The 24,818-nt window shown below is 56.2% G+C and carries 27 protein-coding genes and 1 tRNA gene; 10 read left to right on the top strand and 18 right to left on the bottom strand.

The window, feature by feature from the left end; translation table 11 throughout:
• Positions 1-148: 148 nt before the first annotated feature.
• Genes Q6A51_RS07600 through Q6A51_RS07590 form a run of 3 tightly spaced genes read right to left on the bottom strand, consistent with a single transcriptional unit; the run spans position 149 to position 2,014 of the window.
• On the bottom strand, positions 149-673 hold the full coding sequence (locus Q6A51_RS07600) for a DUF2937 family protein (RefSeq protein WP_304574467.1): 525 nt from the start codon (positions 671-673) through the stop codon (positions 149-151).
• A 29-nt stretch (positions 674-702) separates the two neighbouring features.
• Complete coding sequence (locus Q6A51_RS07595; protein WP_304574466.1) at positions 703-1,488, bottom strand: class II glutamine amidotransferase; 786 nt, start codon at positions 1,486-1,488, stop codon at positions 703-705.
• A 52-nt stretch (positions 1,489-1,540) separates the two neighbouring features.
• On the bottom strand, positions 1,541-2,014 hold the full coding sequence (locus Q6A51_RS07590) for an MFS transporter (RefSeq protein ID WP_201019333.1): 474 nt from the start codon (positions 2,012-2,014) through the stop codon (positions 1,541-1,543).
• Positions 2,015-2,155: 141 nt separating this feature from the next.
• Here Q6A51_RS07590 and Q6A51_RS07585 point away from each other — a divergent pair, with 141 nt between their 5' ends.
• The 7 genes from Q6A51_RS07585 (at position 2,156) to Q6A51_RS07555 (ending at position 8,931) form a co-directional block, all read left to right on the top strand.
• A complete protein-coding gene (locus Q6A51_RS07585; protein WP_201019334.1) occupies positions 2,156-4,213 on the top strand; it encodes a S9 family peptidase in 2,058 nt (685 codons plus the stop codon).
• Positions 4,214-4,290: 77 nt separating this feature from the next.
• Positions 4,291-4,767 carry a cyclic nucleotide-binding domain-containing protein gene (locus Q6A51_RS07580; protein ID WP_201019335.1) on the top strand — a complete coding sequence of 159 codons (477 nt, stop codon included), beginning with the start codon at positions 4,291-4,293 and terminating at the stop codon, positions 4,765-4,767.
• A gap of 68 nt (positions 4,768-4,835) precedes the next feature.
• On the top strand, positions 4,836-5,207 hold the full coding sequence (locus Q6A51_RS07575) for a YajD family HNH nuclease (RefSeq protein ID WP_200999840.1): 372 nt from the start codon (positions 4,836-4,838) through the stop codon (positions 5,205-5,207).
• 114 nt (positions 5,208-5,321) lie between these two features.
• On the top strand, positions 5,322-7,052 hold the full coding sequence (locus Q6A51_RS07570) for a copper resistance system multicopper oxidase (RefSeq protein WP_304574465.1): 1,731 nt from the start codon (positions 5,322-5,324) through the stop codon (positions 7,050-7,052).
• Positions 7,053-7,062: 10 nt separating this feature from the next.
• Positions 7,063-7,935 (top strand): copper resistance protein B, encoded by an 873-nt coding sequence (locus Q6A51_RS07565; protein ID WP_405046132.1) that lies wholly within the window; start codon positions 7,063-7,065, stop codon positions 7,933-7,935.
• Positions 7,936-7,987: 52 nt separating this feature from the next.
• Positions 7,988-8,476, top strand: a complete 489-nt coding sequence (locus Q6A51_RS07560) for an RNA methyltransferase (protein ID WP_200999842.1) — start codon at positions 7,988-7,990, stop codon at positions 8,474-8,476.
• 77 nt (positions 8,477-8,553) lie between these two features.
• Entirely contained in the window at positions 8,554-8,931 is a 378-nt protein-coding gene (locus Q6A51_RS07555) for a YgaP family membrane protein (RefSeq protein ID WP_200999843.1), read from the top strand.
• Positions 8,932-8,936: 5 nt separating this feature from the next.
• Here Q6A51_RS07555 and Q6A51_RS07550 read toward each other — a convergent pair whose 3' ends face one another.
• Positions 8,937-9,386 (bottom strand): YcgN family cysteine cluster protein, encoded by a 450-nt coding sequence (locus tag Q6A51_RS07550; RefSeq protein ID WP_201019337.1) that lies wholly within the window; start codon positions 9,384-9,386, stop codon positions 8,937-8,939.
• Positions 9,387-9,602: 216 nt separating this feature from the next.
• Here Q6A51_RS07550 and Q6A51_RS07545 point away from each other — a divergent pair, with 216 nt between their 5' ends.
• Positions 9,603-10,196, top strand: coding sequence for a nitroreductase family protein (locus Q6A51_RS07545; protein WP_304574463.1), 594 nt, complete (start codon positions 9,603-9,605; stop codon positions 10,194-10,196).
• A 127-nt stretch (positions 10,197-10,323) separates the two neighbouring features.
• On the opposite strand, the gene Q6A51_RS07540 is transcribed toward Q6A51_RS07545, so the two are convergent.
• From Q6A51_RS07540 to dapA, 14 genes are all read right to left on the bottom strand, one after another.
• Positions 10,324-11,256 (bottom strand): D-2-hydroxyacid dehydrogenase, encoded by a 933-nt coding sequence (locus tag Q6A51_RS07540; protein ID WP_304574462.1) that lies wholly within the window; start codon positions 11,254-11,256, stop codon positions 10,324-10,326.
• An 84-nt stretch (positions 11,257-11,340) separates the two neighbouring features.
• Positions 11,341-11,634 (bottom strand): YcgL domain-containing protein, encoded by a 294-nt coding sequence (locus Q6A51_RS07535; RefSeq protein WP_304574461.1) that lies wholly within the window; start codon positions 11,632-11,634, stop codon positions 11,341-11,343.
• Entirely contained in the window at positions 11,631-12,764 is a 1,134-nt protein-coding gene (rnd, locus tag Q6A51_RS07530) for a ribonuclease D (protein ID WP_304574460.1), read from the bottom strand. Before rnd ends, Q6A51_RS07535 begins: the two co-directional genes overlap by 4 nt.
• 205 nt (positions 12,765-12,969) lie before the next feature.
• Positions 12,970-14,619, bottom strand: coding sequence for a phosphoethanolamine transferase (locus Q6A51_RS07525; protein WP_304574459.1), 1,650 nt, complete (start codon positions 14,617-14,619; stop codon positions 12,970-12,972).
• A gap of 238 nt (positions 14,620-14,857) precedes the next feature.
• Positions 14,858-16,549 carry an NAD-dependent malic enzyme gene (locus tag Q6A51_RS07520; protein WP_304574458.1) on the bottom strand — a complete coding sequence of 564 codons (1,692 nt, stop codon included), beginning with the start codon at positions 16,547-16,549 and terminating at the stop codon, positions 14,858-14,860.
• A 344-nt stretch (positions 16,550-16,893) separates the two neighbouring features.
• The gene (gene gvpU / locus Q6A51_RS07515; protein ID WP_263964087.1) at positions 16,894-17,361 is read right to left on the bottom strand and encodes a gas vesicle accessory protein GvpU; all 468 of its coding nucleotides are present in this window, start codon (positions 17,359-17,361) and stop codon (positions 16,894-16,896) included.
• A gap of 211 nt (positions 17,362-17,572) precedes the next feature.
• On the bottom strand, positions 17,573-18,610 hold the full coding sequence (locus tag Q6A51_RS07510) for a DUF2971 domain-containing protein (RefSeq protein WP_304574457.1): 1,038 nt from the start codon (positions 18,608-18,610) through the stop codon (positions 17,573-17,575).
• Between the two features lie 117 nt (positions 18,611-18,727).
• On the bottom strand, positions 18,728-19,396 hold the full coding sequence (locus Q6A51_RS07505; RefSeq protein ID WP_304574456.1) for a hypothetical protein: 669 nt from the start codon (positions 19,394-19,396) through the stop codon (positions 18,728-18,730).
• A 40-nt stretch (positions 19,397-19,436) separates the two neighbouring features.
• On the bottom strand, positions 19,437-19,622 hold the full coding sequence (locus Q6A51_RS07500; protein WP_304574524.1) for a DUF4326 domain-containing protein: 186 nt from the start codon (positions 19,620-19,622) through the stop codon (positions 19,437-19,439).
• A gap of 121 nt (positions 19,623-19,743) precedes the next feature.
• Positions 19,744-19,833, bottom strand: a tRNA-Ser gene (locus tag Q6A51_RS07495).
• A 91-nt stretch (positions 19,834-19,924) separates the two neighbouring features.
• Positions 19,925-20,635, bottom strand: a complete 711-nt coding sequence (gene purC, locus Q6A51_RS07490; RefSeq protein ID WP_122320392.1) for a phosphoribosylaminoimidazolesuccinocarboxamide synthase — start codon at positions 20,633-20,635, stop codon at positions 19,925-19,927.
• A 28-nt stretch (positions 20,636-20,663) separates the two neighbouring features.
• Positions 20,664-21,422 (bottom strand): MBL fold metallo-hydrolase, encoded by a 759-nt coding sequence (locus tag Q6A51_RS07485; RefSeq protein WP_122320391.1) that lies wholly within the window; start codon positions 21,420-21,422, stop codon positions 20,664-20,666.
• The gene (gene bamC / locus Q6A51_RS07480) at positions 21,423-22,538 is read right to left on the bottom strand and encodes an outer membrane protein assembly factor BamC (RefSeq protein WP_304574455.1); all 1,116 of its coding nucleotides are present in this window, start codon (positions 22,536-22,538) and stop codon (positions 21,423-21,425) included.
• An 18-nt stretch (positions 22,539-22,556) separates the two neighbouring features.
• Positions 22,557-23,435, bottom strand: a complete 879-nt coding sequence (gene dapA, locus Q6A51_RS07475; protein ID WP_095067464.1) for a 4-hydroxy-tetrahydrodipicolinate synthase — start codon at positions 23,433-23,435, stop codon at positions 22,557-22,559.
• A gap of 326 nt (positions 23,436-23,761) precedes the next feature.
• Between dapA and Q6A51_RS07470 the strand changes: the two genes are divergently transcribed.
• Both Q6A51_RS07470 and Q6A51_RS07465 read left to right on the top strand, forming a co-directional pair.
• Positions 23,762-24,325: a glycine cleavage system transcriptional repressor gene (locus Q6A51_RS07470; RefSeq protein WP_200999852.1), complete on the top strand. Its 564-nt coding sequence runs from the start codon at positions 23,762-23,764 to the stop codon at positions 24,323-24,325.
• A 9-nt stretch (positions 24,326-24,334) separates the two neighbouring features.
• Positions 24,335-24,808 carry a peroxiredoxin gene (locus Q6A51_RS07465; RefSeq protein ID WP_304574454.1) on the top strand — a complete coding sequence of 158 codons (474 nt, stop codon included), beginning with the start codon at positions 24,335-24,337 and terminating at the stop codon, positions 24,806-24,808.
• Positions 24,809-24,818: the final 10 nt, after the last annotated feature.

The following is a 24,818-nucleotide window of genomic DNA, read 5'->3' as shown; positions in this document are numbered from 1 at the left end:
TCCGACCTGACTTCAAAGCATGAAAAGTCTGAGCACGTTGAGTGAAATGAACTACAAGCCCGCATAAAAAACCGGCTGTTCAACTTAACCTGGGGAACACACTCAACTGACTGGCATTACACAGTAGGAGCGACCGGGGTGATGCCGATCAACGCCACTCCCTGTTCAACTTTGGCTTGCGCCGGCCACCCGTCACCACCCAGCCCAACAGCAGGAAGAAACTTTCGATCAGCAGCGCCAGCAGCAATGCCGAGATGATGCCCCAGGCAATGACTTCAGGCGCCAGCAGCACTTGCCAGGTGTAGCCATTGAAGGTTTCGCGGCGGATATCGGCATCCGCGGAGGTTGCTACATACAAGGCTCTGGAATACCACGCGCCCTGCAAGCCTAGCCATTGGCGCTCAAGCGTGTGAGTGCGGGTCAACAATGTGCTGATAGTGTCGGCATCGCTGCGAAACACAGGGTCTTCGCTGTTGCGATAGTGCTGGATCAACGCCTGAATATCGCCCTTGAAGAACTGCTGCGCGGTCGCGTTGTAACCCTTGATGGCTTGTTGAGCCTCGATCAGATGCGCTTCGACTCGCTTGCTGTAGTCACTGATGAAACCCGGAACCTGAACCCCTACCAGCAGGCCAGTCGTGAACAAGACCAATCGCAGATAACTTCGCAGCATTTAGATCCCTCTTGTTGGTTAGGCAAGCTTCATACCGGAGTATCGGTTGAACCCTGGGTCACGCATTCGCCTTTGCGCCACAAGCTCCACTGGCCCGGCTCATAGCGATTCCAGGTTTCGTTCTCGGTCAACGGCTCGGTGGCAATGACAGTGACCACGTCATGGGGCGTGGTTTCTGCCTGAAAGTCGACGATCATGTCGACATCCTTCAAGCGGGCCGGACCAAAGGGCGCACGACGGGTAATCTGTACCAGTTTGGTGCTGCAGAAACAAAACAACCAGTCGCCATCACTGAGCAGGCAGTTGAACACGCCTTTGCCACGGTATTCGGAACACGCCTGAATCAGGGACGGCAGTATCTGTTCGATTTCCACCGGCTCCGGGAAAGCTTCGCGAACCCGGTTGAGCAGATCGCAGAACGCCGCTTCACTGTCGGTATCGCCCACAGGACGATAAAAGGTAGCACGCGGGCTGAAATCGGCCAGTTGGCCGTTATGGGCAAAGCACCAGTTGCGTCCCCAAAGCTCGCGTACGAAGGGATGGGTGTTGGAGAGGCAGACCTTGCCGACATTGGCCTGACGGATATGGCCAATGACCACTTCGCTCTTGATGGGGTAACGCTGTACCAACTGGGCGACTTCCGATTCGCTGCTGGCCGCCGGGTCCTGAAACAGGCGCAGGCCGCGTCCTTCATAGAAAGCGATCCCCCAGCCATCGCGATGCGGACCGGTGCGCCCGCCCCTCTGCATCAGCCCGGTAAAGCTGAAAACGATATCGGTCGGGACATTGGCGCTCATGCCCAGTAGTTCACACATGCTCAGGTTCTCGCTTCAATACGTGCTGCACGCTTGCCAACGAAGCGGGTTCTTACAAACGAGGTTCGACTCGCCCACGACTCACGGTGCTGGCTGGCGCTGCCGGCCGACGACCGTAGCGGTCGTCACTGGCAAAGGGCTCGTCATCGGCTTCTTCAGGCTCAGCCACCGGTTGTCTTGACTCACGGGCCTTGCGGTTTTTCTCGACAGGCCAGCGCACCAGTACGAAGACCAGATAGGCAACGAAGGCAAACATGCCATAGGTGGACAGATCGATGAGCGCGCTCCAGACGTTGCTGCCGACCTTGAACAGCAGGTCCAGCGCAGTAACGGCCACGGCAGGCGCGAATAATTCCTTGGCAGGATCGACGATGGTCGGCGTGAACAGCAGCACTGCGCCAATCACCCGCAGCGGCTCTTTCAGGTAGCGCCACATCCAGCGGGTCATCAGAAACCACACCAGCAGGCAGCCCAATGCTGCGAATGCATAGAGGCCCCAGGCGATCAGATAGTCGTTCTCGGTCATGACGTCCGTGGTAAGGCAAGTAAATAGGCGCTTATGATAACGACTTTTCACTGGCCCGGCTCGCCCGGCTTCAGTAATAGGTGCGCCATACTTGCAGCCACCGATACTTCAATGACCCGATGCCTTTAAAGAGAGCCCCGCATGTCCTTCTCGAATGCCACCTCCAGCGCCCCGATCGCTCGCAAGGCCGACGGCTCCGATCCCTATGCATGGCTACAGAATCGCGACAGCGATGAGGTGCTCGATTACCTCAAGGCGGAAAACGACTATCAGGAACAGCAACTGGCCGATCAGGCACAGTTGCGAGAAACCCTGTTCCAGGAAATCAAGGCCCGTATTCTTGAGACCGACCTGTCGCTGCCCTCCCCTTGGGGCCCCTACCTGTATTACACCCGCACCACCGAGGGCGATGAATATGCCCGGCACTATCGCTGCCCTCGCCCGGCAGACGACTCGAACACGGTGGATGAAAGCCATGAAGAGCTGTTGCTGGACCCCAACGTGCTGGCCAATGGCGGCTTTTTCTCCCTGGGCGCTTTCAGCATCAGCCCTGACCATCAGCGTCTGGCCTACAGCCTGGATACCACCGGCGAAGAGGTTTATCAGCTTTACGTCAAGGAACTGGGCACAGGCGAAGTCAGCAGCCTGCCGTTCGAGGATTGCGACGGCAGCATGACCTGGGCCAACGACAGCCAGACACTGTTCTTCGGTGAACTGGACGACACCCATCGTCCGCACAAACTCTATCGCCATCGCCTGGGCAACGACTCGGCCGACCTGGTGTTCAACGAACCGGACGGCCGCTTCTTCCTGCACTGTTTTCGCAGCAGTTCCGAGCGCCAACTGATTTTACTGCTCAACAGCAAGACCACCAGCGAAGCCTGGGTGCTTGATGCCGAGCATCCCGAGCAGGCCTTTGTGTGCATGGCCGAGCGGGTAGAAGGCCATGAATACTTTCCGGACCATGGCCAGCTCGATGGCGTCTGGAGCTGGTTTATCCGCAGTAATCAGAGCGGTATCAACTTCGCGCTGTATCAAGCCGCAGAAAAAGCCACGGGAGTGCCTACTCGCAATGAATGGCAAACCCTGGTCCCGCACAACGATTCAGTGATGCTTGAAGGTGTGAGCCTCAATGCCAAAAGCCTCACGTTGAGCCTGCGCGAAGGCGGTTTGCCGATCATTGAGGTTCGCCCACAAGGCCTGCCGGTCTATCGCGTGCAATTGCCTGATGCGGCCTACAGCCTGTATGTGCAGGACTCACTGGAATTCGACAGCAACAGCATTCGCTTGCGTTACCAGTCCCTCAATCGCCCCCCGCAGGTTCGCCAATTGACGCTGGCCACCGGCGAACAGTTGGTGCTCAAGGAAACGCCGGTGCTCGGTGAGTTCGATGCCGATGCCTACGTCAGCCAGCGTCTCTGGGCAACCGCCAGCGATGGCACGCAAGTACCCATCAGCCTGGTGGTCAAACGCGAGTTGCTGGGCCAGGCGACGCCGCTTTACCTGTATGGCTACGGCGCCTATGGCGAAAGCCTGGACCCATGGTTCTCCCACGCTCGCCTGAGCCTGCTGGACCGTGGCGTGGCGTTTGCCATTGCCCATGTCCGCGGTGGCGGCGAACTGGGTGAAGCCTGGTATCGCAATGGAAAACAGGAGCACAAGCAGAACACCTTCGGCGATTTCATTGCCTGCGCCGAACACCTGATCGATCAGGGCCTGACCCGTGCCGATCAATTGGTCATCAGTGGCGGCAGCGCCGGGGGCCTGCTGATAGGCGCCGTGCTCAACCAGCGCCCCGAGCTGTTCAAGGCAGCTATTGCCGAAGTGCCGTTCGTGGACGTGCTCAACACCATGCTCGACCCTGAGCTGCCGCTGACCGTTACCGAGTACGACGAATGGGGTAACCCGCAGGAGCCAGATGTTCATGCGCGCATCAAGGCTTATGCGCCTTACGAGAACGTCACGGCTCAAACCTACCCCGCCACACTGGTAATTGCGGGTTACAACGACAGCCGCGTGCAGTATTGGGAAGCCGCCAAATGGGTCGCAAAGCTGCGTGATACCAAGACTGACGACAACTTGCTTCTGCTCAAAACCGAACTGGGTGCCGGTCATGGCGGCATGAGCGGTCGTTATCAGGGGCTGCGCGATGTAGCGCTGGAATATGGCTTTATCTTCAAGGTTTTGCAGCTGGACTGAACTTGGCTGTAAAAGTCTGTCTTAGTAGCATCGGGGAGCACGGACCTGCTCCCCTCTTACTTGCACAAGATCGAACCATGTCAGAACAACTGTCACACCTGAACAATGCCATACGCGACATGCTGCTGGACTGCGGCCTGTTCGACACCCTGCTGCCCGCCGATTACCTGACCGTAGCGGGTTATTTCAGCATCAGTGATATCCCGCAAGGCCAGAGCATTTTCAACGAGGGCGATGCCGGAACCTTCATGTGTATCATCGACCGCGGCACGGTTTCGGTACAGAAACTCAACCCCGAAGGCCAACAGGTGGAAATCGCCACGCTGCGTCGGGGTCGGGCATTTGGCGAGATGGCGGTGCTCGATGGCGAACGCCGTTCGGCCAGTTGCATCGCTGCATCGGATTGCCAGTTGCTGAACCTGGGCCGGGACTCGCTGGACAAGATGCTCGACGAAGCGCCGAAAATCGCGGCGAAGATCATTCGTGCCCTGGCCATTTCCCTGTCCAAACGCCTGCGTATGGTCGACGGCCAACTGCTTTCCCAACAGGTGTGAGTTTCGTCATCTGGCGCTAAACTTGTGCGCATTCCCGCTATCAATGCGCACACGACACAGGTGACACCATGAGCACGGCCAACCCTCCTTCCAACACGTCCAAGCTGGACCGTATCCTGGCCGACGCTCAGCGCGACCGTGAAATGGGTTATCGCGACAAGGCCTTGCGCATGTACCCTCATGTCTGCGGCCGTTGCGCACGCGAATTCGCGGGCAAGCGTCTGAGCGAACTGACCGTTCACCATCGCGACCACAACCACGACAACAATCCTCAGGACGGCTCCAACTGGGAATTGCTGTGCCTGTACTGCCATGACAACGAGCACTCGCGCTACACCGACCAGCAGTATTTCTCCGACAGTTCCCTCAGCACCCCGAAAACCGCCAAGGCGACCCATAACCCGTTCGCGGCGCTGGCCGGGCTGATGAAAAAGGAATAACGCCCGATTCGCGGGGCGGGGTTTGCAACCTGACTGAAATGTAATCACCCGCCCTGCCCCGTTATGGCATCGTCCCGTCAGACAAGCACGCAACTGACTGGATACAACCTCTGCATGCACTCCAAGACATCAAGACGAACCTTTGTGAAGGGGCTGACTGCCGGCAGTCTGCTGGGCGGTATGGGGCTTTGGCAAAGCCCTGTCTGGGCCATCAACGGCGCGGATGAACCCAAGGTGCTGGCGGGGACCGAGTTCGATCTTTTCATCGGCGAAATCCAGGCCAATATCACCGGCACACCAAAAACGGCCATGGCCATCAACGGCGGCATCCCCGGCCCACTGCTGCGCTGGCGTGAAGGCGACACCGTGACGCTGCGGGTGAAAAACCGGCTCAAGGAAAACACTTCCATTCACTGGCACGGCATCCTGCTGCCCGCCAACATGGACGGCGTTCCGGGCCTCAGTTTTCAAGGCATCGAGCCTGATGGCATGTATGTCTATCGCTTCAAGGTCCGGCAGAATGGCACTTACTGGTATCACAGCCATTCGGGCTTTCAGGAGCAATCGGGGGTGTATGGCCCGCTGGTGATCGATGCCAGAGAGCCTGAGCCTTTCCAGTACGAACGCGACTACGTGGTAATGCTCACGGACTGGACGGATGACGATCCGGTCAAGCTGATGAAGAACCTGAAGAAACAGTCGGACTACTACAACTACAACAAACGCACGGTGGGTGATTTCATCCACGATGTCAGCGAAAAAGGCTGGGGCGAGGCGGTTGCCGATCGCACGATGTGGGCCGGGATGAAGATGAACCCGACCGACCTGGCCGACGTCAGCGCTGCGACCTACACCTACCTCATGAACGGCAAGGCACCGGACAGGAACTGGACAGGCGTATTCAAAGCGGGCGAACGGATTCGGCTGCGCTTTATCAACGGCTCGTCCATGACCTACTTCGACGTGCGGATTCCCGGCCTGAAAATGACCGTGGTCGCTGCCGATGGCCTGCACGTCAAGCCGGTCAATGTGGATGAGTTGCGCATCGCCGTTGCCGAGACCTTCGATGTCATCGTCGAACCGACCGAAGAGGCTTACACCCTGTTCGCCCAGTCCATGGACCGCAGCGGCTTTGCCCGAGGCACGCTCACTCTAAAAGCCGGTGCAACGGCACCTGTGCCGCCTCTCGACCCGCGCCCGCTGCTGAGCATGGACGATATGGGAATGGATCATGGCGGCATGGATCACGCAAAGATGGCCGCGATGGATCACAGCAACATGGCAGGCATGAATCACCATGACATGTCAGGCATGGGCAACATGCAGTCCCACCCGGAAACGGAGAAGAACAATCCGCTGGTGGACATGCAGGCCATGAAAACCACTCCAAAGCTGGACGACCCAGGCATCGGCCTGAGAAACAACGGCCGCAGGGTCCTGACCTATGGGGATCTGCGCAGCACCTTCGAGGACCCGGACGGGCGCGAGCCTGGACGCACCATCGAACTGCACCTCACCGGTCACATGGAGAAGTTCGCCTGGTCTTTCAATGGCGTGAAGTTCTCGGATGCCGAGCCACTGAAGCTCAAATATGGCGAGCGCATCAGGGTCGTGCTGGTCAACGACACCATGATGACTCACCCCATTCACCTGCATGGCATGTGGAGCGATCTCGAAGACGAGAACGGGCAGTTCATGGTCCGCAAACACACCATCGACATGCCGCCCGGCTCAAGACGCAGTTATCGCGTCACCGCCGACGCCCTTGGGCGCTGGGCCTATCACTGCCATCTGCTGTACCACATGGAAATGGGCATGTTCCGTGAAGTGCGTGTGGAAGAATGAGAACCTCATGATGAACAGAATCTTTCACCCTTCGCGCCTGTCCGGCCTGCTTGTGGCGCTGGCTCCCTTGATGGCAACGCCTGCTCTGGCTTCCGACATGAGCGGCATGGATCATGGCAGCCACGCCATGCACCATGACCACGCGCAGCCCGTGCAATCCACCTCAGACCAGAGCCGTACGCCAATCCCCGAACTGACGGATGAAGACAGAGCGGCCGTTTACACCAGCCATACGGGCCATATGGTCCACGATGCCGCCATCAACACCTTCGTCCTGGCCGACAAACTGGAATGGCAGGACGCAGACAAAGGCAGCACCCTGGCCTGGGATGTCAAAGGCTGGGTCGGCGGTGATATCGATCGTCTGTGGATACGCTCCGAAGGCGAGCGCACCAATGGCAAGACAGAAGATGCCGAAATCCAGGCGTTGTGGGGTCATGCGATCAGCCCATGGTGGGATCTGGTCGCGGGTGCCAGGCAGGACTTCAAGCCCGGCGATCCACAGACCTGGGCCGCATTCGGCATTCAGGGCATGGCACTTTCCAGCTTCGAGGCCCAAGCCACAGCCTTCATCGGCGAAGCTGGCCAGAGCGCCGCACGCCTTGAGGGCGATTACGACCTGCTGCTGACCAACCGGCTCATTCTGCAGCCCACGGCCGAACTCAACGTCTACGGCAAGAACGATCCACAAAGAGGCATTGGTTCTGGCCTGGCCAACACCGAAGTCGGCCTGCGGCTGCGCTACGAAATCCGCCGGGAATTCGCGCCTTATATTGGCCTGAGCTGGAACCGGACTTACGGCAAGACGGCTGATTATGCTCGTGAGGAAGGCGAAGACCGTAGCGAAGCGAAGTTGGTGATGGGTATCAGGATGTGGTTCTAGCGCTTTTACGTTCTGCCGTATACTTGCGCGTTTTACCCAGAGCATCCTCCAAGTGGCAAATAAACGGTACGCCTGCATCGGTCTTTACAACCCGAAATCTCCGGAAAACGTCGGCTCGGTGATGCGGGCGGCGGGTTGTTATGGCGTGGCTTCGGTCTTCTACACTGGCAAACGCTATGAGCGCGCGCGGGACTTCATCACCGACACCAAGAAGATTCATCAGGATATCCCGCTGATCGGCATCGAAGACCTCAAGAGCATTCTGCCGCTGGGCTGCATTCCGGTCGCGGTGGAACTGGTGGACGGCGCGCGCGCCCTGCCCGAATACACTCACCCGGATCGTGCCCTGTATATCTTCGGCCCGGAAGACGGCTCGCTGGATCAGGAAATCCGCGACTGGTGCGAAGACGTGGTCTACATCCCGACCGAGGGCTGCATGAACCTGGCGGCGACCGTCAACGTCGTGCTCTATGACCGCATGGCCAAGGGCGTGAACACCCGTTCCGGTCCACAATTCGGCCGGGAAAAGCTCGACCGCTGATGAAAATGCAGTGAACAGTTTCATCGATGGGCAGTCAGTTTCGTTGAAGCCGACTTATCACATCATGGAGAAGCATCATGAGCGACACCCCGATCATCGATAGAATCGACACCCCGCGGCTGCACAACCATCCACAGCAGAACGTCCAGGGCTGGGAGCGTGTAGGCTCTCTGGCGGGCGGTGTGACACTGATGGGCAAGGGACTTCGCCGTGGCGGCATCCTGGGCCTTGTGCAACTGGCCATCGGCGGTGCCGTGCTGGCACGCGGCATCACAGGACACTGCTCGGCCAAAAGCCTGATCGAAAAAAGCCGCAGCAACCTGCACAGTGCGCGCTCGGATATCGAACGCGCGGGAGCTGAGTTGAGACAACTCAAGGACAATGCAGAGCGGGCCGCCAGAAGCACGGTCATCAACGGCATCGATGCCTTGAAAGATCCGAAAACCGACGTCTGAACCCCTTAGCCGGCGCGGAAAATCAGATAGTCCTCCCAGTCTTCCTCGGGCACGCTGTTCTCACTGAGCATGCGGCCCGACTGGGAGATGCGCTCGTGATGCACAGCTTCGCGATCACCGCACACCAGATGGTGCCAGAGCGGTAGATCCTTCCCTTCGCTGACCAGACGATAACCGCAGGTGGGTGGCAGCCATTTGAACTCATCGGCCTGCCCGGCGGTGAGCTGGATGCAGTCAGGTACAGACGCCCGACGATTGCTGTAATCGGAGCACTGGCAGGTTTTCAGGTCCAGCAACTTGCAGGCGATTCGCGTGTAGTAAACGCTGTTGTCGTCTTCATCTTCCAGCTTTTGCAGGCAGCACAGGCCGCAGCCATCACACAACGACTCCCACTCGTCCTTGTCCAGTTGTGCGAGTGTCTTGCGTATCCAGAAGGGTTCAACTTTAGCGGCCATGGTTCGGACAACGGTATCAGCAATGAAAAGGCCGCCAGTCTAGTGTCACATTGGGTGCGGGCCAAGCAATTGCGACTACCGGTATCCAACAACTTCACTTGTCAGCCATAAAACAAAACAGTAGCGTTAAGGCGATTTTGACGGCTCAAGACGATGCCTGCCGACCACGGCCCATACGTCAGGCTCACTTCAACCCCTCGTAATGACAGGATGTTCATGAGCATTAATCCACGCATCGCAGACCATACCATCGCCCCACAATTCACCAATCGCTGGTCGCCTCGCGCCTTCACCGGTGAAAGCATTTCACAGGAAACACTGCTGAGCTTCTTTGAAGCCGCACGCTGGGCACCTTCGGCTTACAACTCGCAGCCATGGCGCTTCCTGTACGCTCGTCGCGACACGCCAAACTGGGAGCGTTACCTGGGCCTGCTCAATGAGTTCAACCGCAGTTGGGCACAGAGCGCTTCGGCACTGGTGATCGTCATCTCCAAGACAACCTTCGCCGCACCGGGCGCAACCGAAGAAAGCCCGGCAACCACACACGAATTCGATGCCGGTTCCGCGTGGGGATACCTTGCCCTGCAAGCGAGCCTGAGCGGCTGGTACACCCACGGCATGTCAGGCTTCGACAAGGAACTGACCCGCAAGGAGCTGAACATTCCAGAAGGCTATGCCCTGCATGCAGCCGTGGCCATCGGCAAGCTGGGCGACAAGGCGATCCTGCCCGAATACCTGCAAGGCCGCGAAGTCCCAAGCCCGCGTAAGCCAGTGACAGAGCTGGCGGCTGAGGGTGATTTTTCGCTCTGAAAATCCCGCTCCTGCAGAGCGATCCTGCAGGAGCGGATTTATCCGCGAAGACGGCAGAACTGACGATAAATATGCCGTGAATACACTACCTCTTCCCGGATAAATCCGGTCCTACACTGCGCTCGCTTCAATACCCCCGCGAAAAGTCCACTTCTCCGCGCAGCGGCTCACCCGCCTGAAATGCCTTGAGGTTATCGACGAACAATTCGGTCATGGCCACCGGCGATGTCGGTGCCGAGCTGTGGCCGGTCAGCAACAGGCCATAGGCGGTCCAGAAAGGATGACGCTGCGGCAACGGCTCCTGACGACAAACGTCAATCACCGCACCCGCCAGATGCCCTTCCTTCAAGGCCTCCACCAGATCCGCATCGACCACCGCCACACCGCGCCCGACGTTGATGAACAACGCCGAGGGCTTGAATGCCGCGAACAGTTTCGCGTCGTACAAATCGTGGGTTTCGGGTGTGTTGGGCAGCAGATTGATCACGTAATCCATGTCGCCAACCATCTGTTCCAGATCCGCCAGGGCACCGACTTCAATGAACGGCTCCTGCGTTCGTGCCTGTGAGGCGACGCCGTAGACCTGAACACCAAAAGGCACGAGGAACTGCGCGACACGCTGGCCGATATCTCCCGCGCCAACGATCAGTGCCTTGCGACCGAACAGGCTCTGGCCCGGACGGTTGTCCCATTTGCGCTCGACCTGGCTCATCAGGCGAGCCAGCACTTCACGTTCGTGACCGAGCATGTAGGTCAGCAGAAACTCAGCCATGACCTGACCGAAAATACCGACCGCCCGCGTCAACCGATAATCCCTGGATACGCCTTCAGCCAATAACGGAGTAATCCCCGCCCAGGTCGATTGCAACCATTGCGGCTTGTGGCCCTGACGTAACAGATTGGCCAGCAGATCAGGCTGTCCCAGCCAGACCTCGCACTCACCGGCCATGCGAGACAGCTCGGCCGAGTCGCCGCTGCTCATGATTTCAACTTCAGGCGCTACCTTGCGCAACAGTTGGGTGTAGATAGGGTAATCGTGTTCGGCAATCAGAACGCGCATGTTTCAAAAACCTTAAAAACGGGACAAACAACCTGCAACAGTCATGGGCCGGGCAAAGCCGGCGCCACCGTGCGGCACAACGGATCAGACAGGATCGTTGCGACGCAACAACTCTTCGGGCAAATGCTGGATGTATTCCTCTTCGGCAGGCGGCATCTGCAAGTGATAACCCTGCTTGTCGAGGTTCTCCAGCACTTTGTTGATATCTTCACGAGCCAGCGCACGCTCGGGGCTGAGCACCAGGTCGAAAGCATGCTGAGGCGTGCCGAACGCAGTCAGTAACTCTACCGGCACACGCTTGAGCACATCGCTCTTGAGCACATACAGGTACATCTCGTTCTTTTTCGGACTGCGATAAATGGAGCAAATACGTTTCAAGGCTGTTCTCCTGCATTGGCCAGGCTGTCGAGCAACGCCTGTCCCATTAACTCGCGGCGCCAGCCACGCAGCGAGTCTGGCAATGTATAGGGACCATCGGGGTAGCCGCTCTTGAGCAGCACTTCGAGAGTCTTCTTGCGCAGCATGACCTCGGGGGCAATATCCAGTTGCTCGGCGTACTGCTGACCGATGGCCCGCAAGCTTTTCAGAATGCCGGAAGCCTCGATCGGCAGCGGCTCGGGCAACGCCGCAGGCCATTGATCCGGCGGCAGGCTGCCGGACTTCCTGATCAGTTCCAGCAGGAACTCACCATCCTGACGCACCGTACGCGGATGCATGTCTTCGATTCTGGCCAGCGCTCCAAGGTTGTCTGGCTGAGTCCTGGCCAGCGGCCACAATGAGTGCTCACGCACAATGCGATTGCGCGGCAGATTGCGCGAACGCGCCTGTATCTCGCGCCACGCACACAGCTCACGCAATACCGCCAGTTGAGCACGCGACAACTTCCAGGCCAGCTTGGCGTCACGGTAAGTCTCGTAAGGATCGACTTCACGGCGCAGATTGGCGACCAGCTCCGCACCATCCTCAAGAACCCAGAGGTATTTGTCGTCCGAAAGACGTGGCCTCAGCAGAGTGAAAAGCTCAGCCAGATGCACGGCATCTTCTGCCGCATAGCTGATCTGGGTTTCCGACAATGGGCGTTGCAGCCAATCGGAGCGGGTTTCGCCCTTGGGCAAGTCGATGTTCAACACCTCCTGCACCAGACGCGAATAGCCCATGGAAAACCCGATGTTCAGGTAAGCGGCCGCCAGTTGGGTGTCGAACAGCGGAACCGGCAGGCTGCCCGTCAGGCGCAACAGGACTTCCAGGTCTTCGCTGCAAGCATGAACCACCTTGATGACGTCGGGGTTTTCAAGCAATGCGGACAGAGGCGTCCAATCGCTGATGAGCAGCGGATCGATCAGCCAGGCGCTGGAACCGTCGCCGATCTGTAGCAGCGCGGCAATAGGGTAAAAGGTGTCGACCCGCATGAACTCGGTGTCGAGCGCGACAAATGGCAGCGACTGCCACTGCGCGCACTGTCGGGCGAGGCTGTCGTCGTCGCGAATCCAATGAATATCGATGGCCACACGGCTCTCCCTTGATCAATGGCGCGCAGTATATATCGCCATAGGAGGTTTATCGCGCATCTGCCCTGAAACTCTTGGATATCTTCACCCAGATCGCCGACAAACAGCAGGTCGGCCATCCTGGCCGACGATGCGCTTCGGGCCGCGCCCTGCACCGCCATGTTCTTCACAGCGACTACCCGCGCCTCACGATCAGGGATATTGATTACCTGTTATCGGCCACACCATTACCGATCGAACTTCTGCAACCGGAAAACATATCAAGGCTCGGGTCATAGACCTTGGTGTCGACCTTCAACAAACCCAGCATGGAGTGAAAGAGATTATCCTGGCTCAGTGGCGCATTCCGCTCTTTTGCCAGGCATTCCGGATTGACGGCAAAAGACTTCTGATAGTTATCGGACAGCCACACCATCATCGGTACATGCTTCTGTTGATCCGGCGCCAACATATAAGGAGTGCCGTGCAGAAACAGATTATATTCGCCCAACGACTCACCATGATCCGAGAGATACAACATGGCGGTATCGACTTTATCCTGACGACTGCGCAATATATCGATCAATGTGGACAGCACGTGATCGGTATATAAGAGGGTATTATCATAACCGTTGACAATACTCTCACGGCTGCAGTTGTTCAGCGCATTGCTTTCACAGACAGGCGTAAACTTCTCGAACGCCTTTGGGTAACGCTTGAAATACTCCGGCCCGTGGCTGCCCATCTGGTGCAGTACCAGTACGGTGTCTTTATCCAGACTGTCGATAAACGTGTCGAGCCCTTGCAGCAGGATCTCGTCCCGGCATTCATTGTTGGCGCACAGTAACGGGTCCTTGAGGTTGCTGACATCCTGGAAAGCAACGCGGTCACACGTGCCTTTACAGCCAGACTGGTTATCGCGCCATATCACTTCAAGACCTGCACGTTTCAGCACATCCAGCAGCCCTTCCTGATTGCGCGCCCTGGTCGCGTTGTAATCCTTGCGTCCCATATTGGAAAACATGCAAGGCACCGACACTGCCGTCTCGGTGCCGCACGAATACACATCGGTAAATGCCACCAGACCGCTCTGTTTATTGAGCTTTGGCGTGGTATTGCGGCCATAGCCCAGAATGCCGAAATTCTCCGCCCGGGCACTTTCACCCACCACCAGGACCGTCAGGGATTTGCGAGTATGCGTCGACCAGTCCGGCGAGCGCCTGGCATCTTCGCCAATTGCCAGAAACGGACGCCGGGACGAAATGATCTGCTCGCTCAGATAGCCAACCGAGGCACCAATATAGTTGCTCGGCACGACCATCAGGCGCAGCTCATGGTGATTGCGAAACAGCGACGACAGCCCCTGATAATTCGCCAGCGCGACCCCACCAATCGACACCGAGCAGATAAAACAGACCAGCACCTTGCTGAACAGCTCACGGTGCCAGCGGCGATAGTTGATCGGGGTTTGCCACAGCAATACTGACGGCAGAAGCCCCAGCAGGACGATGTAAATCACCAGTTTCAGGGACAGCAGGCCTTGAACTTCGGTAGGATTGGTTTCCGCAAAGTTACGAAACATGCCGGCATCAATCATGACGCCGTATTCGCTCATGAAATAAGAAACAGCAGCACTGGCAAAAAACAGAAAAACCAACACCGGCTTGAGTACACGTCTGAATGAAAACAGTGTCAGAAAAACATTGAACACGCAAAAGATCATCACACCAAAAGCAATGCGCATGGCAATACCTTTACTGCTCCCTCCCGTGATTTCAAAAAGATGCTGCCAAAGATTGGCGTTATAACCGAACAACAAAAAGGCACTGGCAATCAACGTAACAACTTCTGGACGTACAGCCTTGATTTTCAGCATTGACAGTCTGCTTATATAATTTTTTATCGAGTATAGATTGAACCAGACGGCCCATCCATGCGCAGACTTTAGGCGGCATCCTATCAATTTTTTGTGAAAAGAACGCGAATAACTGGTCGAATTAAACTTATTTCATTGTAGGAAAAAACCTTCAAGAAACCCGCACCATAATCCCGGCATAAAAAATGGCCCTTCACGAGCACGCTCGCGAAGGGCCATTCAGTAGTAACGCTTACTGTCAGACGGAGCGACGACGGTAGCCGCGATACTCAGGCACCCAGAAGTTACGCTCGATGGCCTCCAGCAGTACTTCATCCGACGTCTCAAGGGCCAGACCTTCAGCCTGAGCCTCCTTGGCCACAGCCAGAGCGATCTTGCGGCTGACCTGCTGGATTTCCTTGAGCGGCGGCAGAACCGCATCGCCAAGCCCGGACACCATCGGCGAGCATTCGGCCAATGCATTGGAAGCCGCCATCAGCATCCGGTCGGTGATACGCGAAGCCTTGCAAGCCACCACACCCAGACCGATGCCCGGGAAAATGTAGGAGTTGTTGCACTGCGCGATATGCACGGTACGACCATTGATCTCCACAGGCGCGAACGGGCTGCCGGTGGCAACCAGCGCATTGCCATCGGTCCAGCGCAGGATCTCTTCTGGCGTGGCTTCGACTTTGGAAGTCGGGTTAGACAACGGCATGACCAGCGGCTTGGAACAATGCTTGTGCAATTCACGGATCACTTGCTCAGTGAACAGACCACGCTGGCCCGAAACACCGATCAGAACCGTCGCACCGGCGTGCGTCACCACATCGAGCAACTGCGGGAAAGCTTCACCGCCAGTAGCCCAACCCGCAACATCACCCGCCTTGTGAGCCAGGCGCTGCTGGAAGTCCAGCAGATTATCCATGCCCTCGGTCAGCAGGCCGAAACGGTCGACCATGAAAATACGCTGACGCGCTTCGCTTTCGCTCAGGCCTTCGATCTTCATCGCAGCAATGATGTGCTCGGCAATCCCGCAACCGGCAGAACCCGCGCCCAGGAACACGACCTTCTGCTGGCCAAGGGTCTCGTTCTTGGCCTTGCAGGCAGCCAGCAAGGTGCCCACGGCCACCGATGCAGTGCCCTGAATATCGTCGTTGAAGCAGCACAGCTCGTCGCGATACTTCTCCAGCAGCGGCATGGCGTTGGACTGAGCGAAATCCTCGAACTGCAACAACACATCCGGCCAGCGACGCTGCACGGCCTCAATGAACGTTGCGATGAAATCGTCATATTCCTTGCCGGTCACCCGCTCATGACGCCAGCCCATGTACATCGGGTCGTCGAGCAATTCGCGGTTATTGGTACCGACATCCAGCACGATCGGCAACGTATAGGCCGGGCTGATGCCACCACAAGCGGTGTACAGCGACAGTTTGCCGATCGGAATGCCCATGCCGCCGATCCCCTGGTCGCCCAGACCCAGAATGCGCTCGCTATCGGTGACAACGATGATTTTGATGCGGTCTTTGGTGGCGCTGCGCAGGATGTCGTCGATGCGGTCGCGTTCAGGGTAGGAAATGAACAGCCCGCGGTGCGTGCGGTAGATCTTGGAGAATTCCTGACACGCCTGACCGACCGTCGGGGTGTAGATAATCGGCAGCATCTCGTCCAGATGCGAGTCCAGCAGGCGGAAGAACAGAGTCTCGTTGTTGTCCTGGATCGAACGCAGATAAATATGCTTGTCCAGGTCGCTGGCGCACTGCTTGTACTGGCTGTACACCCTGGTGACTTGCTCTTCGATCGTCTCTACGTTCTGCGGCAGCAGCCCGATCAAATTGAATTCGACCCGCTCTTGCGGGGTAAAAGCACTCCCCTTGTTCAGAAGGGGCATTTCCAGCAGCGAGGGGCCGGCATAGGAAATGTACAAAGGTCGCGAAGTGTTGGTCATTTTTTCTAATCGCCTTTTTTCGTCTACTCATTAATTCTGGGTATCGACCGGGGCGGGCAGCCTGGCTCTCTGTTTCTTGTTCTTCTTCTGGTTGCCAGTTTTCTATCAGGCCATTCCGGGCATAAAAATCGAATGGCCCATATTACCTGCGATAGAGCCGGTTGCGGCATTTTGTCGCGCAAAACATGGCCAAATGATGTCTCAATGTAAAAAACAGACCTCGCTTTCTGACCCGCAAAGGGCATGATTCACGGGTGCACAAGAAGAAATAGTCCCCATGCTGATTCAGTCAGCTCCAAACAAAAAGCCCCGGAAATACCAGGGCCATTCTGCATTTCAGTGGGTCACTTTCGCGCAATGAGCCCGATGGTGAAGCCATCGACAGCGGCAATCCTGCCGCGCCACAGCACACCCGCATCGCAGATAGGGCTTTCATCGGTCGAGTACGTTCTGCAGTCCTTCAGATGGATGAAGTGGAACGCTGGAGTATCTTCATTGGACTCACCCGGCTTGAACGACAGGATCATCTCCTTCATCGACTCGTCAGTACCATTATTGAACTGGGTGAAAGGTGCAGAGATATCTGCGGCCAGTTGCTCAAAGTAGGCATCGTGGGAAATCAGATGGCCGGAAACGAGATTCCCGCCTACCGACAGGGTAATCCCCAACTCCACCTTGGTGTTTGCAACGAATTTGACAAGCCACTGAAGCAGCCAGTCGATCTGCTTGCCCTGCCACTTGAATTGGGCGATTACATCATCATGACTTTGGCTGGGAGACGGTTGCGATTGCGCCTGGTTTACGTCCGACATCTGATAGCTCCTTGCACCACAAAACGTGAGATTTGGCTCTACCACACCTTAGCTGAAAAAAAGTAAAGGAGCGGTGGGTGGGCGGGATTTTTCTGGGATTGTGAACGGGTGCTGATGTGCGGACCATCCCTCGCCTCTCAAACATCAATACACAGAAGCCTCATGGCTAAACACAAGACAAGGCCTTGTTTTCCAGGAAAAACACAGTTAATTATTTAATATTTAGGGACTGAGAATCGATTTCAGAAAGAGATAGATAATGATTTACCCATTTATTCGGACTGCGTAGATACTGAACAAATATTACAGGACTATCCGGTGTACTCTTCGCCCCACTAAAATCAACTAACTGCACCTCCATACAGTAGGGCTCGCGCCTAACAATTTCTGCGGCCAGGTAGAGATATTTTTGGTGTGCTTTGAGTTCAGGTTTGAGATATTCAGGAGAGATTGCACCATCAAGGATAGGAGCTAGGTTTTGTTTGTACTTGGGCGCAAAAGGGAAAGCATCTGGAATCGAGAGCGACTCCAACCTATAAGATGCAGGAGGACTAACTACCTGTTGATAGTCGATACTTCTACCAGCAAGCGTCTCCATAACAGATAATCTAGTAGTCTCAGGACACCGCAGGCCAAAATAAACGCTTTGGATCGCTCTGAAATCATGTTCGTGCATGCCATGCGGAGTAGTGACAACACGCACTTCTTGCTCATAGCTCCATGGGTTCGATTTGACACCTAATATTTTCTGTAATAATTTTTCTGGCGAGTCTTGATCTATCAAATCGTCGAAGTCAATTTGAGGCGCAGAATCACCGTAACTCACGTCTATGCAATAGTGAAGCTGCGGATCGAACTCCAGTAACTTTTTTAGATCGTAACCAACGCAAAATCCTTGATGAGAACCGCCATAGTGCGACCAAATCAGCTCATTAAGCGGATTGTAGCTAAGCGAAAAAACCCCACTCTTGTCCACATATCCCAATAGCTCGTTTGCCGCCAGCGAAACAGCATCGAAGGACGCCATCACACTTGGAATAAATTTAGAGCCTAGAGCGCTCAGCCCAGCTAACCTGCCGTCCAGGACCGTTCGATCAAAGCGTCCCTCGAATGGGTCATTCAGACAATCTCGCGGAGCAGCGTAGAAAGTTGCATCTCGTAGTGACTGAAGATCTCGTGAAAGCGTATTTTCATCACCACTCCGATATTTAAATGCAAGCTGTGACAAAGAATTGTTCTTAAAATGCATGGCTACGCCCATAACATGTCAGCAGATTATAAATCTCATGCATATCTCAGAAAAAACCTTATTTATTACCTTGATAAAAATTCGGCTCACTACAAAAGCACTTTGCACAACCGCCACTCAATAAGAAGGGCTACCTATAATTACTCGATCATAAAACTCTTTCCCAAAGCTGTTCCGCCCAAACTTAAAATTCTGACTAAATGATAAATTAGGAGAAAGCTCATCAACTTCTACCTCAATGAGACCATAACCCTCTAATAGCCTTGCTACCGAAAGACTAATATCTATATCTTGAGCCTCGTAAAACCGCTTCATCTGCCGTAAAACATAAGGATTCATCACCCTTACAACATGACAATATAAATCAAACTCATCTCTACTTATATCACCCCGCATTAAAAGCGCAAACGTTCTTCCTAACATTTTTGCAAGACATGGATAATCGAGTTTATCTAGAATCATCAGAGTGACCTCACCAACGCTTTCGACCCCCTCCTCATCTGCACAGTTTTTATCTAAAAACTCATCTCGTGTTGCTACGGGAACACTATCTACCTCAAGAAGAAAAGCCAACATCTTTTTGGCAAAAAAATAAGCTGCTACATTATTTCCAGCTTTATAGAGACTGACCGCTACATTCAAGATCGGAATATCTTTTAACACTCCATCAACACCAAATTTTCCAGACAGAACAGCATCAATGGCAACCTCCCCTAGATCTTTACCCAGATCTAGAGCTTGATCGCTATTCCTGATCGTCGTAAGAAATCCCCTGACAATATTCATACACCTCCTTCATTCCATTTATTATTTAACTCTGTATCCGTCAGTGAATCCAAATATCACTTTCCATCGCCTTGGAATTGAGATAATTGGTGATCGCGTCACTATGATAAGCCGAAGGTTTACAGTGACAGCCGAGAGTCTTACCTCTGAGCCTTTCGATGTTCTCATCAAATTTTTCGGGTAATTTCAAAAATAGCTTATCAAAATCATGCGCAAATTTGGCTATTGCTTCTTCTTAAAAGTAAAGGAGCGGGCGGGCGGAGGCGGGATTTCTTGAAGATCCGTGAAGCGCACCCCAGAAAACAGAAAAGCCCCGTAGACAGAATCTACGGGGCTTTTCAATGTAATGGCGGAGAGATAGGGATTCGAACCCTAGGTACCGGTGAAGGTACAACGGATTTCGAATCCGTCCCATTCGGCCACTCTGGCATCTCTCCAACGGCGCGCATGATAACAGCATCGGCGCGTAAGGCGAAGCCCTTTACGCTAATTTTTTTCGTGCTATCAAGCGCTTGCGTAACTTTTGCCTTAAAGCGGGACGCCCAGGCGGTTTGCGACTTCTTCGTAGGCTTCGATGACGTCACCCAGGCCCTGGCGGAAGCGGTCCTTGTCCATCTTCTTGCGAGTGTCTTTATCCCACAGGCGGCAGCCGTCAGGGCTGAATTCGTCGCCCAGGACGATCTCGCCGTGGAATACGCCGAACTCGAGCTTGAAGTCGACCAGCAGCAGGCCTGCGTCGTCGAACAGCTTGCTGAGGACTTCGTTGACCTTGAGCGACAGCTCTTTCATGCGGACCAGTTGCTCGGCAGTACCCCAGCCGAATGCCACGACGTGGGATTCGTTGATGAACGGGTCGCCCTTGGCGTCGTCCTTGAGGAACAGCTCGAAAGTGTACGGATCGAGTTTGGTGCCTTCTTCAATGCCCAGGCGCTTGACCAGGCTGCCAGCGGCGTAGTTACGCACGACGCATTCGACCGGGATCATGTCCAGCTTCTTGACCAGGCACTCGTTGTCGCCCAGCAGCTTGTCGAATTGAGTCGGAACGCCCGCCTCTTCCAGCTTCTGCATGATGAAGGCGTTGAACTTGTTGTTCACCATGCCCTTACGGTCCAGTTGTTCGATGCGCTTGCCGTCGAACGCCGAGGTGTCGTTACGGAACAGCAGGATCAAGCGGTCAGCGTCGTCGGTCTTGTAAACCGACTTGGCTTTGCCGCGGTAGAGTTCTTCACGTTTTTCCATGATGGGCTCCGCTTGCTAAGTAGTTGGGCTAGGCGATATGTCGCCAGTCGAGCCCTGAATCTTGATCGGCCAGCTCCAGCCAGTCCGGGTCACACCCCAGAGTGTCGGCAAAACATTGCCGGGCCAGATACGGCAGGTTGTTCTTGCTGCTGAGATGGGCCAGCACCAGATGCTGCAAATCCCTCCACCCCAGTTCGCTCACCAGGTTTGCAGCCTGATGATTGTTCAGATGTCCCGTTTCGCCTCCCACCCGCTGCTTGAGAAAGACCGGGTAACGGCCTCGGGCAAGCATGTCGCGGCAGTGGTTGGCTTCAATCATCAAGGCATCCAGGCCATGATAGCTTTGCAGCACTTTCGGGCAGTAAGACCCAAGGTCGGTCAGCAGGCCAAAGCGTCGGCGCCCGTCATTGAAGACGAACTGGGTAGGCTCCAGCGCATCGTGAGAGACAGACACCACATCGATGCCCAGCGACCCCACCTGCAGCTTTTGACCACCCTCCACCACCCCGGCGGCTTCGACCGGCTTGCGCATCCCGCGCAAGGTCCCGCGACTGAGATAGACCGGCACATTGTACTGCCGAGACAGCAAACCCACGCCATGCACATGATCTGCATGTTCGTGGGTCACCAGAATGGCACTCAACTGTCTGGCGCTGACTCCCAGTCGCGCCAGACGCCGTTCGGTTTCCCGCAGGGAGAAACCGCAATCGACCAACACGTACGTATCGTTGCTTGCGACCAGCGTGCCGTTGCCACGGCTGCCGCTGCCCAGTACAGCGAAACGCACTTAACCCAGGTTGTCTTGAATGACACTCAAGACCCTGCGAGCGACGTCGGCCGGCGCAACGGTATTGATGTTTTTCTCGACAGTAACCTGCACGCTGTCACCCACCTTGCTCAGGCGGACCTGATAGCGCTCGGCACGGGCTTCGATTTCTTCCTTGCTGGACTTGCTGCCAAACAGGCGACCGAAGAAACCAGGCTCGTTCGCAGGCGTATTCGCCTTTTCTGCCAGGTTGATGTAGTACAGGCCGAGGCTGCGGTTGATGTCTTCAACGCGCCATTCGCCCTGATCCAGAGCACGACCGACACTCGACCATGCGCGATCCAGATCGGCACCCACGCTCAGGACCGGGTTACCGCTGCCATCTTCACTCAGCGCTACACGGCTCGGCGTATCGTAGTCACGTGCGGCCACGAGGGATACGGAACCACCCTTCTCGGCGTTACGGCTCATGCTGGCCAGCAGATCGTCGGTCAGTGCGGCATCGAGACCGATATTGGTGGTGCGGGGCGGGAAACCGACATCGGCAGTGCTGCCAGCCGGACGCTCGACGCTGACCACATAGACTTCACTGGTATTGCGCTGCACACCCGGCTCGATACGAACCCGCACGCGGGTTTCGGAACCGGCCGATACACCACTGGCCGTCAGGCGCTTGGCAACCGACGCGGACAGCTCGTCCAGACGCTGCCAGGTGGTGCTGAATTCACCGGTCTGCGGACGCTCTTCAGCGATACGGAAACCGTTGTCTTCAAAGTACTGATGCGCCACCGGCCAGACTTCGGCAGGTGGACGCTGAGCCAGAACCCAGTGGTTATCGCCGCTCTTCTGCAAGCTGAAATCGCTTGATTCGGAGGCTACCGACAGAGGCAGCGGACGAGGCACCTTGTACTCGCCCTTCACGGTGCTGTCAGCCACATTACGAGGAATCGGCAGCAGAGGGTCCAGACGCTTGGCGCTGGAGATGTCGGCAGGCACCTGCATCGGTGCTGTCTGGGATGCTTCCAGATAATCGCTACCGCGATCACGGAAGTAACCATCTTGCCCCCACAGCCAACCGCAACCACTGGTGCTGGAGATAATCAAGGCTAGTGCGGAAAGTCCGGCCAGTCGCTTCATTGCGTAATGCTTCCTCAATTAAACCAATACGCCGGACTGGCGCATGGCCTGACGCAGCGGTTCGTGACAGGCTTCGCTGAGCCAGGTGAGTGGCAGACGGATACCGTCCGGCATCAGACCCATTTCATGCAGAGCCCATTTCACGGGAATAGGGTTGGATTCGATAAACAGGGTGTTATTGACCGGCATGAGCTTTTCATGGATGGCCCGTGCCGTTTCGGCATCGCCACGCATCGCGGCAGCACACAGCTCGCTCATGGCGCGCGGAGCGATGTTGGCGGTCACGGAAATGTTGCCCTTGCCGCCCAGCAGCATCAGCTCAACGGCCGTGGCGTCATCGCCGGAGTACAGCAGGAAATCGCTGCTGACGCCTGCAAGGATGTCCTTGGCGCGTTGCAGGTTACCCGTGGCTTCCTTGATGCCGATGATGTTCTGGACCTTCGACAGGCGCACGACAGTCTCGGGCAACATGTCACAAGCTGTACGCCCAGGCACGTTGTAGAGGATCTGCGGGATGTCGACTGCCTTGGCGATGTGGCTGAAATGCTGGAACAGGCCTTCTTGCGTAGGCTTGTTGTAGTAAGGCGTTACCAGCAGGCATGCATCGGCGCCTGCGGTCTTGGCGTTGGTCGTCAGTTCGACGGCTTCGCGCGTGGAGTTCGCACCAGTACCTGCAATGACAGGGATACGCCCTGCAACCTGAGTGACCACACGACGAATGACTTCGATGTGTTCGCTCACATCGAGTGTCGCCGACTCACCTGTAGTGCCGACGGCAACAATGGCGTTGGTGCCCTCTTGCAAGTGGAAGTCCACCAGTTTGCTCAGGCTGTCCCAGTCCAGACGACCTTGTGCATCCATAGGTGTGACCAGTGCCACCATACTGCCCGCAATCATGCAACCGCTCCTGCCGGAAAAAGAGAGCCGTAATGGTACTGGCGCCATCAGCCTTGTACAAGCGAAGTACCGCACTGTGAGCATTCCCCTGAGCGATGGTTTTCGCTACCCTTCGTCCTTTGATCGGTACTGGTCATCTGCGCACCACGTTCAATCGATCGTTTTTTGCCGCCAACCCCCTTGCGCCAGCGCGTTGCAGCCCTACCATGGCCATGCCATGCAGGCGTACGACGACGCAGCCCGGGTTGGTGTCTTGCAGTCACGATCGTCGAAACAGCCCGGCAGAGCCCAAAAAGTACCGACCGCTCATCGTTTAGGAATGCTGCATGTCGTCCACCCCCACAGTTCGCGAACAATTCCTTGTTATCAGTGCCCTTGGCGCAAACCCTATGGAGCTGACCAACGTCCTGTGCCGCGCCAGCCATGAAAACCGCTGCTCGGTCGTCAGCTCACGCCTGACCCGCCACGGTGAATGCAGCGCGCTGATCCTTCAGGTCTCTGGTAGCTGGGATGCCCTGGCCCGTCTTGAGACAGGCCTGCCGGGGCTGTCGAAAAAGCACGCCTTCACTATCAGTGTCGTGCGCAGCGCCACGCTTGAGAGCCGCCCGGAAGCCTTGCCGTACGTGGCTTACGTCAGCTCGGCCTATCGCCCGGACATCATCAATGAACTGTGCCAGTTCTTCATCGACCACAACGTCGAGCTGGAAAACCTGATCTGCGATACCTACCAGGCACCGCAGACCGGCGGCACCATGCTCAACGCCACTTTCACGGTCACGCTGCCGGCAGGTACGCAGATCAGCTGGTTACGCGACCAGTTCCTGGACTTCGCCGACGCACTGAACCTCGATGCGCTGATCGAACCATGGCGCCCGCAAGCCCCCATGTAAGGAGTTCTCATGGCAGTTGCAGTAGATCAATCCGTTCCCGATTTCCAGGCGCCCGCCACCAGCGGGCAGGCTGTCAGCCTTTCCGGGCTAAAGGGCCAGCAGGTCGTCATTTATTTCTACCCCAAGGACAATACGCCGGGCTGCACCACCGAAGGTCAGAACTTCCGTGACAGCATTGCGCAGTTCCAGGCGGCCAATACCGTGGTCTTCGGCGTATCGCGCGACAGCCTCAAGACCCACGAGAACTTCAAGGCCAAACAGGAGTTCCCGTTCGAGCTGATCTCGGACAAGGACGAAGCCCTGTGCCAGCTGTTCGACGTCATCAAGCTCAAGAAGCTGTATGGCAAGGAATATCTGGGCGTTGATCGCAGCACCTTCCTGATCGACAAGAACGGCGTACTGCGCAAGGAATGGCGTGGCGTGAAAGTCCCGGGCCACGTGGACGAAGTACTGGCAGAAGCTCAGGCCCTGAACAAGGCCTGATCATCCGGCC

This window comes from Pseudomonas serbiensis (genome assembly GCF_030580745.1).
In the GTDB taxonomy this organism is placed as follows: Bacteria; Pseudomonadota; Gammaproteobacteria; order Pseudomonadales; family Pseudomonadaceae; genus Aquipseudomonas; species Aquipseudomonas serbiensis.
This window is presented reverse-complemented; position numbering and strand designations above follow the sequence as displayed.

Coding starts and splice junctions, on each gene's coding strand:
- Q6A51_RS07600 (WP_304574467.1), bottom strand. CDS start 673: ATGCTGCGAAGTTATCTGCGATTGGTCTTGTTCACGACTGGCCTGCTG.
- Q6A51_RS07595 (WP_304574466.1), bottom strand. CDS start 1,488: ATGTGTGAACTACTGGGCATGAGCGCCAATGTCCCGACCGATATCGTT.
- Q6A51_RS07590 (WP_201019333.1), bottom strand. CDS start 2,014: ATGACCGAGAACGACTATCTGATCGCCTGGGGCCTCTATGCATTCGCA.
- Q6A51_RS07585 (WP_201019334.1), top strand. CDS start 2,156: ATGTCCTTCTCGAATGCCACCTCCAGCGCCCCGATCGCTCGCAAGGCC.
- Q6A51_RS07580 (WP_201019335.1), top strand. CDS start 4,291: ATGTCAGAACAACTGTCACACCTGAACAATGCCATACGCGACATGCTG.
- Q6A51_RS07575 (WP_200999840.1), top strand. CDS start 4,836: ATGAGCACGGCCAACCCTCCTTCCAACACGTCCAAGCTGGACCGTATC.
- Q6A51_RS07570 (WP_304574465.1), top strand. CDS start 5,322: ATGCACTCCAAGACATCAAGACGAACCTTTGTGAAGGGGCTGACTGCC.
- Q6A51_RS07565 (WP_405046132.1), top strand. CDS start 7,063: ATGAACAGAATCTTTCACCCTTCGCGCCTGTCCGGCCTGCTTGTGGCG.
- Q6A51_RS07555 (WP_200999843.1), top strand. CDS start 8,554: ATGAGCGACACCCCGATCATCGATAGAATCGACACCCCGCGGCTGCAC.
- Q6A51_RS07550 (WP_201019337.1), bottom strand. CDS start 9,386: ATGGCCGCTAAAGTTGAACCCTTCTGGATACGCAAGACACTCGCACAA.
- Q6A51_RS07545 (WP_304574463.1), top strand. CDS start 9,603: ATGAGCATTAATCCACGCATCGCAGACCATACCATCGCCCCACAATTC.
- Q6A51_RS07540 (WP_304574462.1), bottom strand. CDS start 11,256: ATGCGCGTTCTGATTGCCGAACACGATTACCCTATCTACACCCAACTG.
- Q6A51_RS07525 (WP_304574459.1), bottom strand. CDS start 14,619: ATGCTGAAAATCAAGGCTGTACGTCCAGAAGTTGTTACGTTGATTGCC.
- Q6A51_RS07520 (WP_304574458.1), bottom strand. CDS start 16,549: ATGACCAACACTTCGCGACCTTTGTACATTTCCTATGCCGGCCCCTCG.
- gvpU (WP_263964087.1), bottom strand. CDS start 17,361: ATGTCGGACGTAAACCAGGCGCAATCGCAACCGTCTCCCAGCCAAAGT.
- Q6A51_RS07510 (WP_304574457.1), bottom strand. CDS start 18,610: ATGCATTTTAAGAACAATTCTTTGTCACAGCTTGCATTTAAATATCGG.
- Q6A51_RS07505 (WP_304574456.1), bottom strand. CDS start 19,396: ATGAATATTGTCAGGGGATTTCTTACGACGATCAGGAATAGCGATCAA.
- purC (WP_122320392.1), bottom strand. CDS start 20,635: ATGGAAAAACGTGAAGAACTCTACCGCGGCAAAGCCAAGTCGGTTTAC.
- bamC (WP_304574455.1), bottom strand. CDS start 22,538: ATGAAGCGACTGGCCGGACTTTCCGCACTAGCCTTGATTATCTCCAGC.
- dapA (WP_095067464.1), bottom strand. CDS start 23,435: ATGATTGCGGGCAGTATGGTGGCACTGGTCACACCTATGGATGCACAA.
- Q6A51_RS07470 (WP_200999852.1), top strand. CDS start 23,762: ATGTCGTCCACCCCCACAGTTCGCGAACAATTCCTTGTTATCAGTGCC.
- Q6A51_RS07465 (WP_304574454.1), top strand. CDS start 24,335: ATGGCAGTTGCAGTAGATCAATCCGTTCCCGATTTCCAGGCGCCCGCC.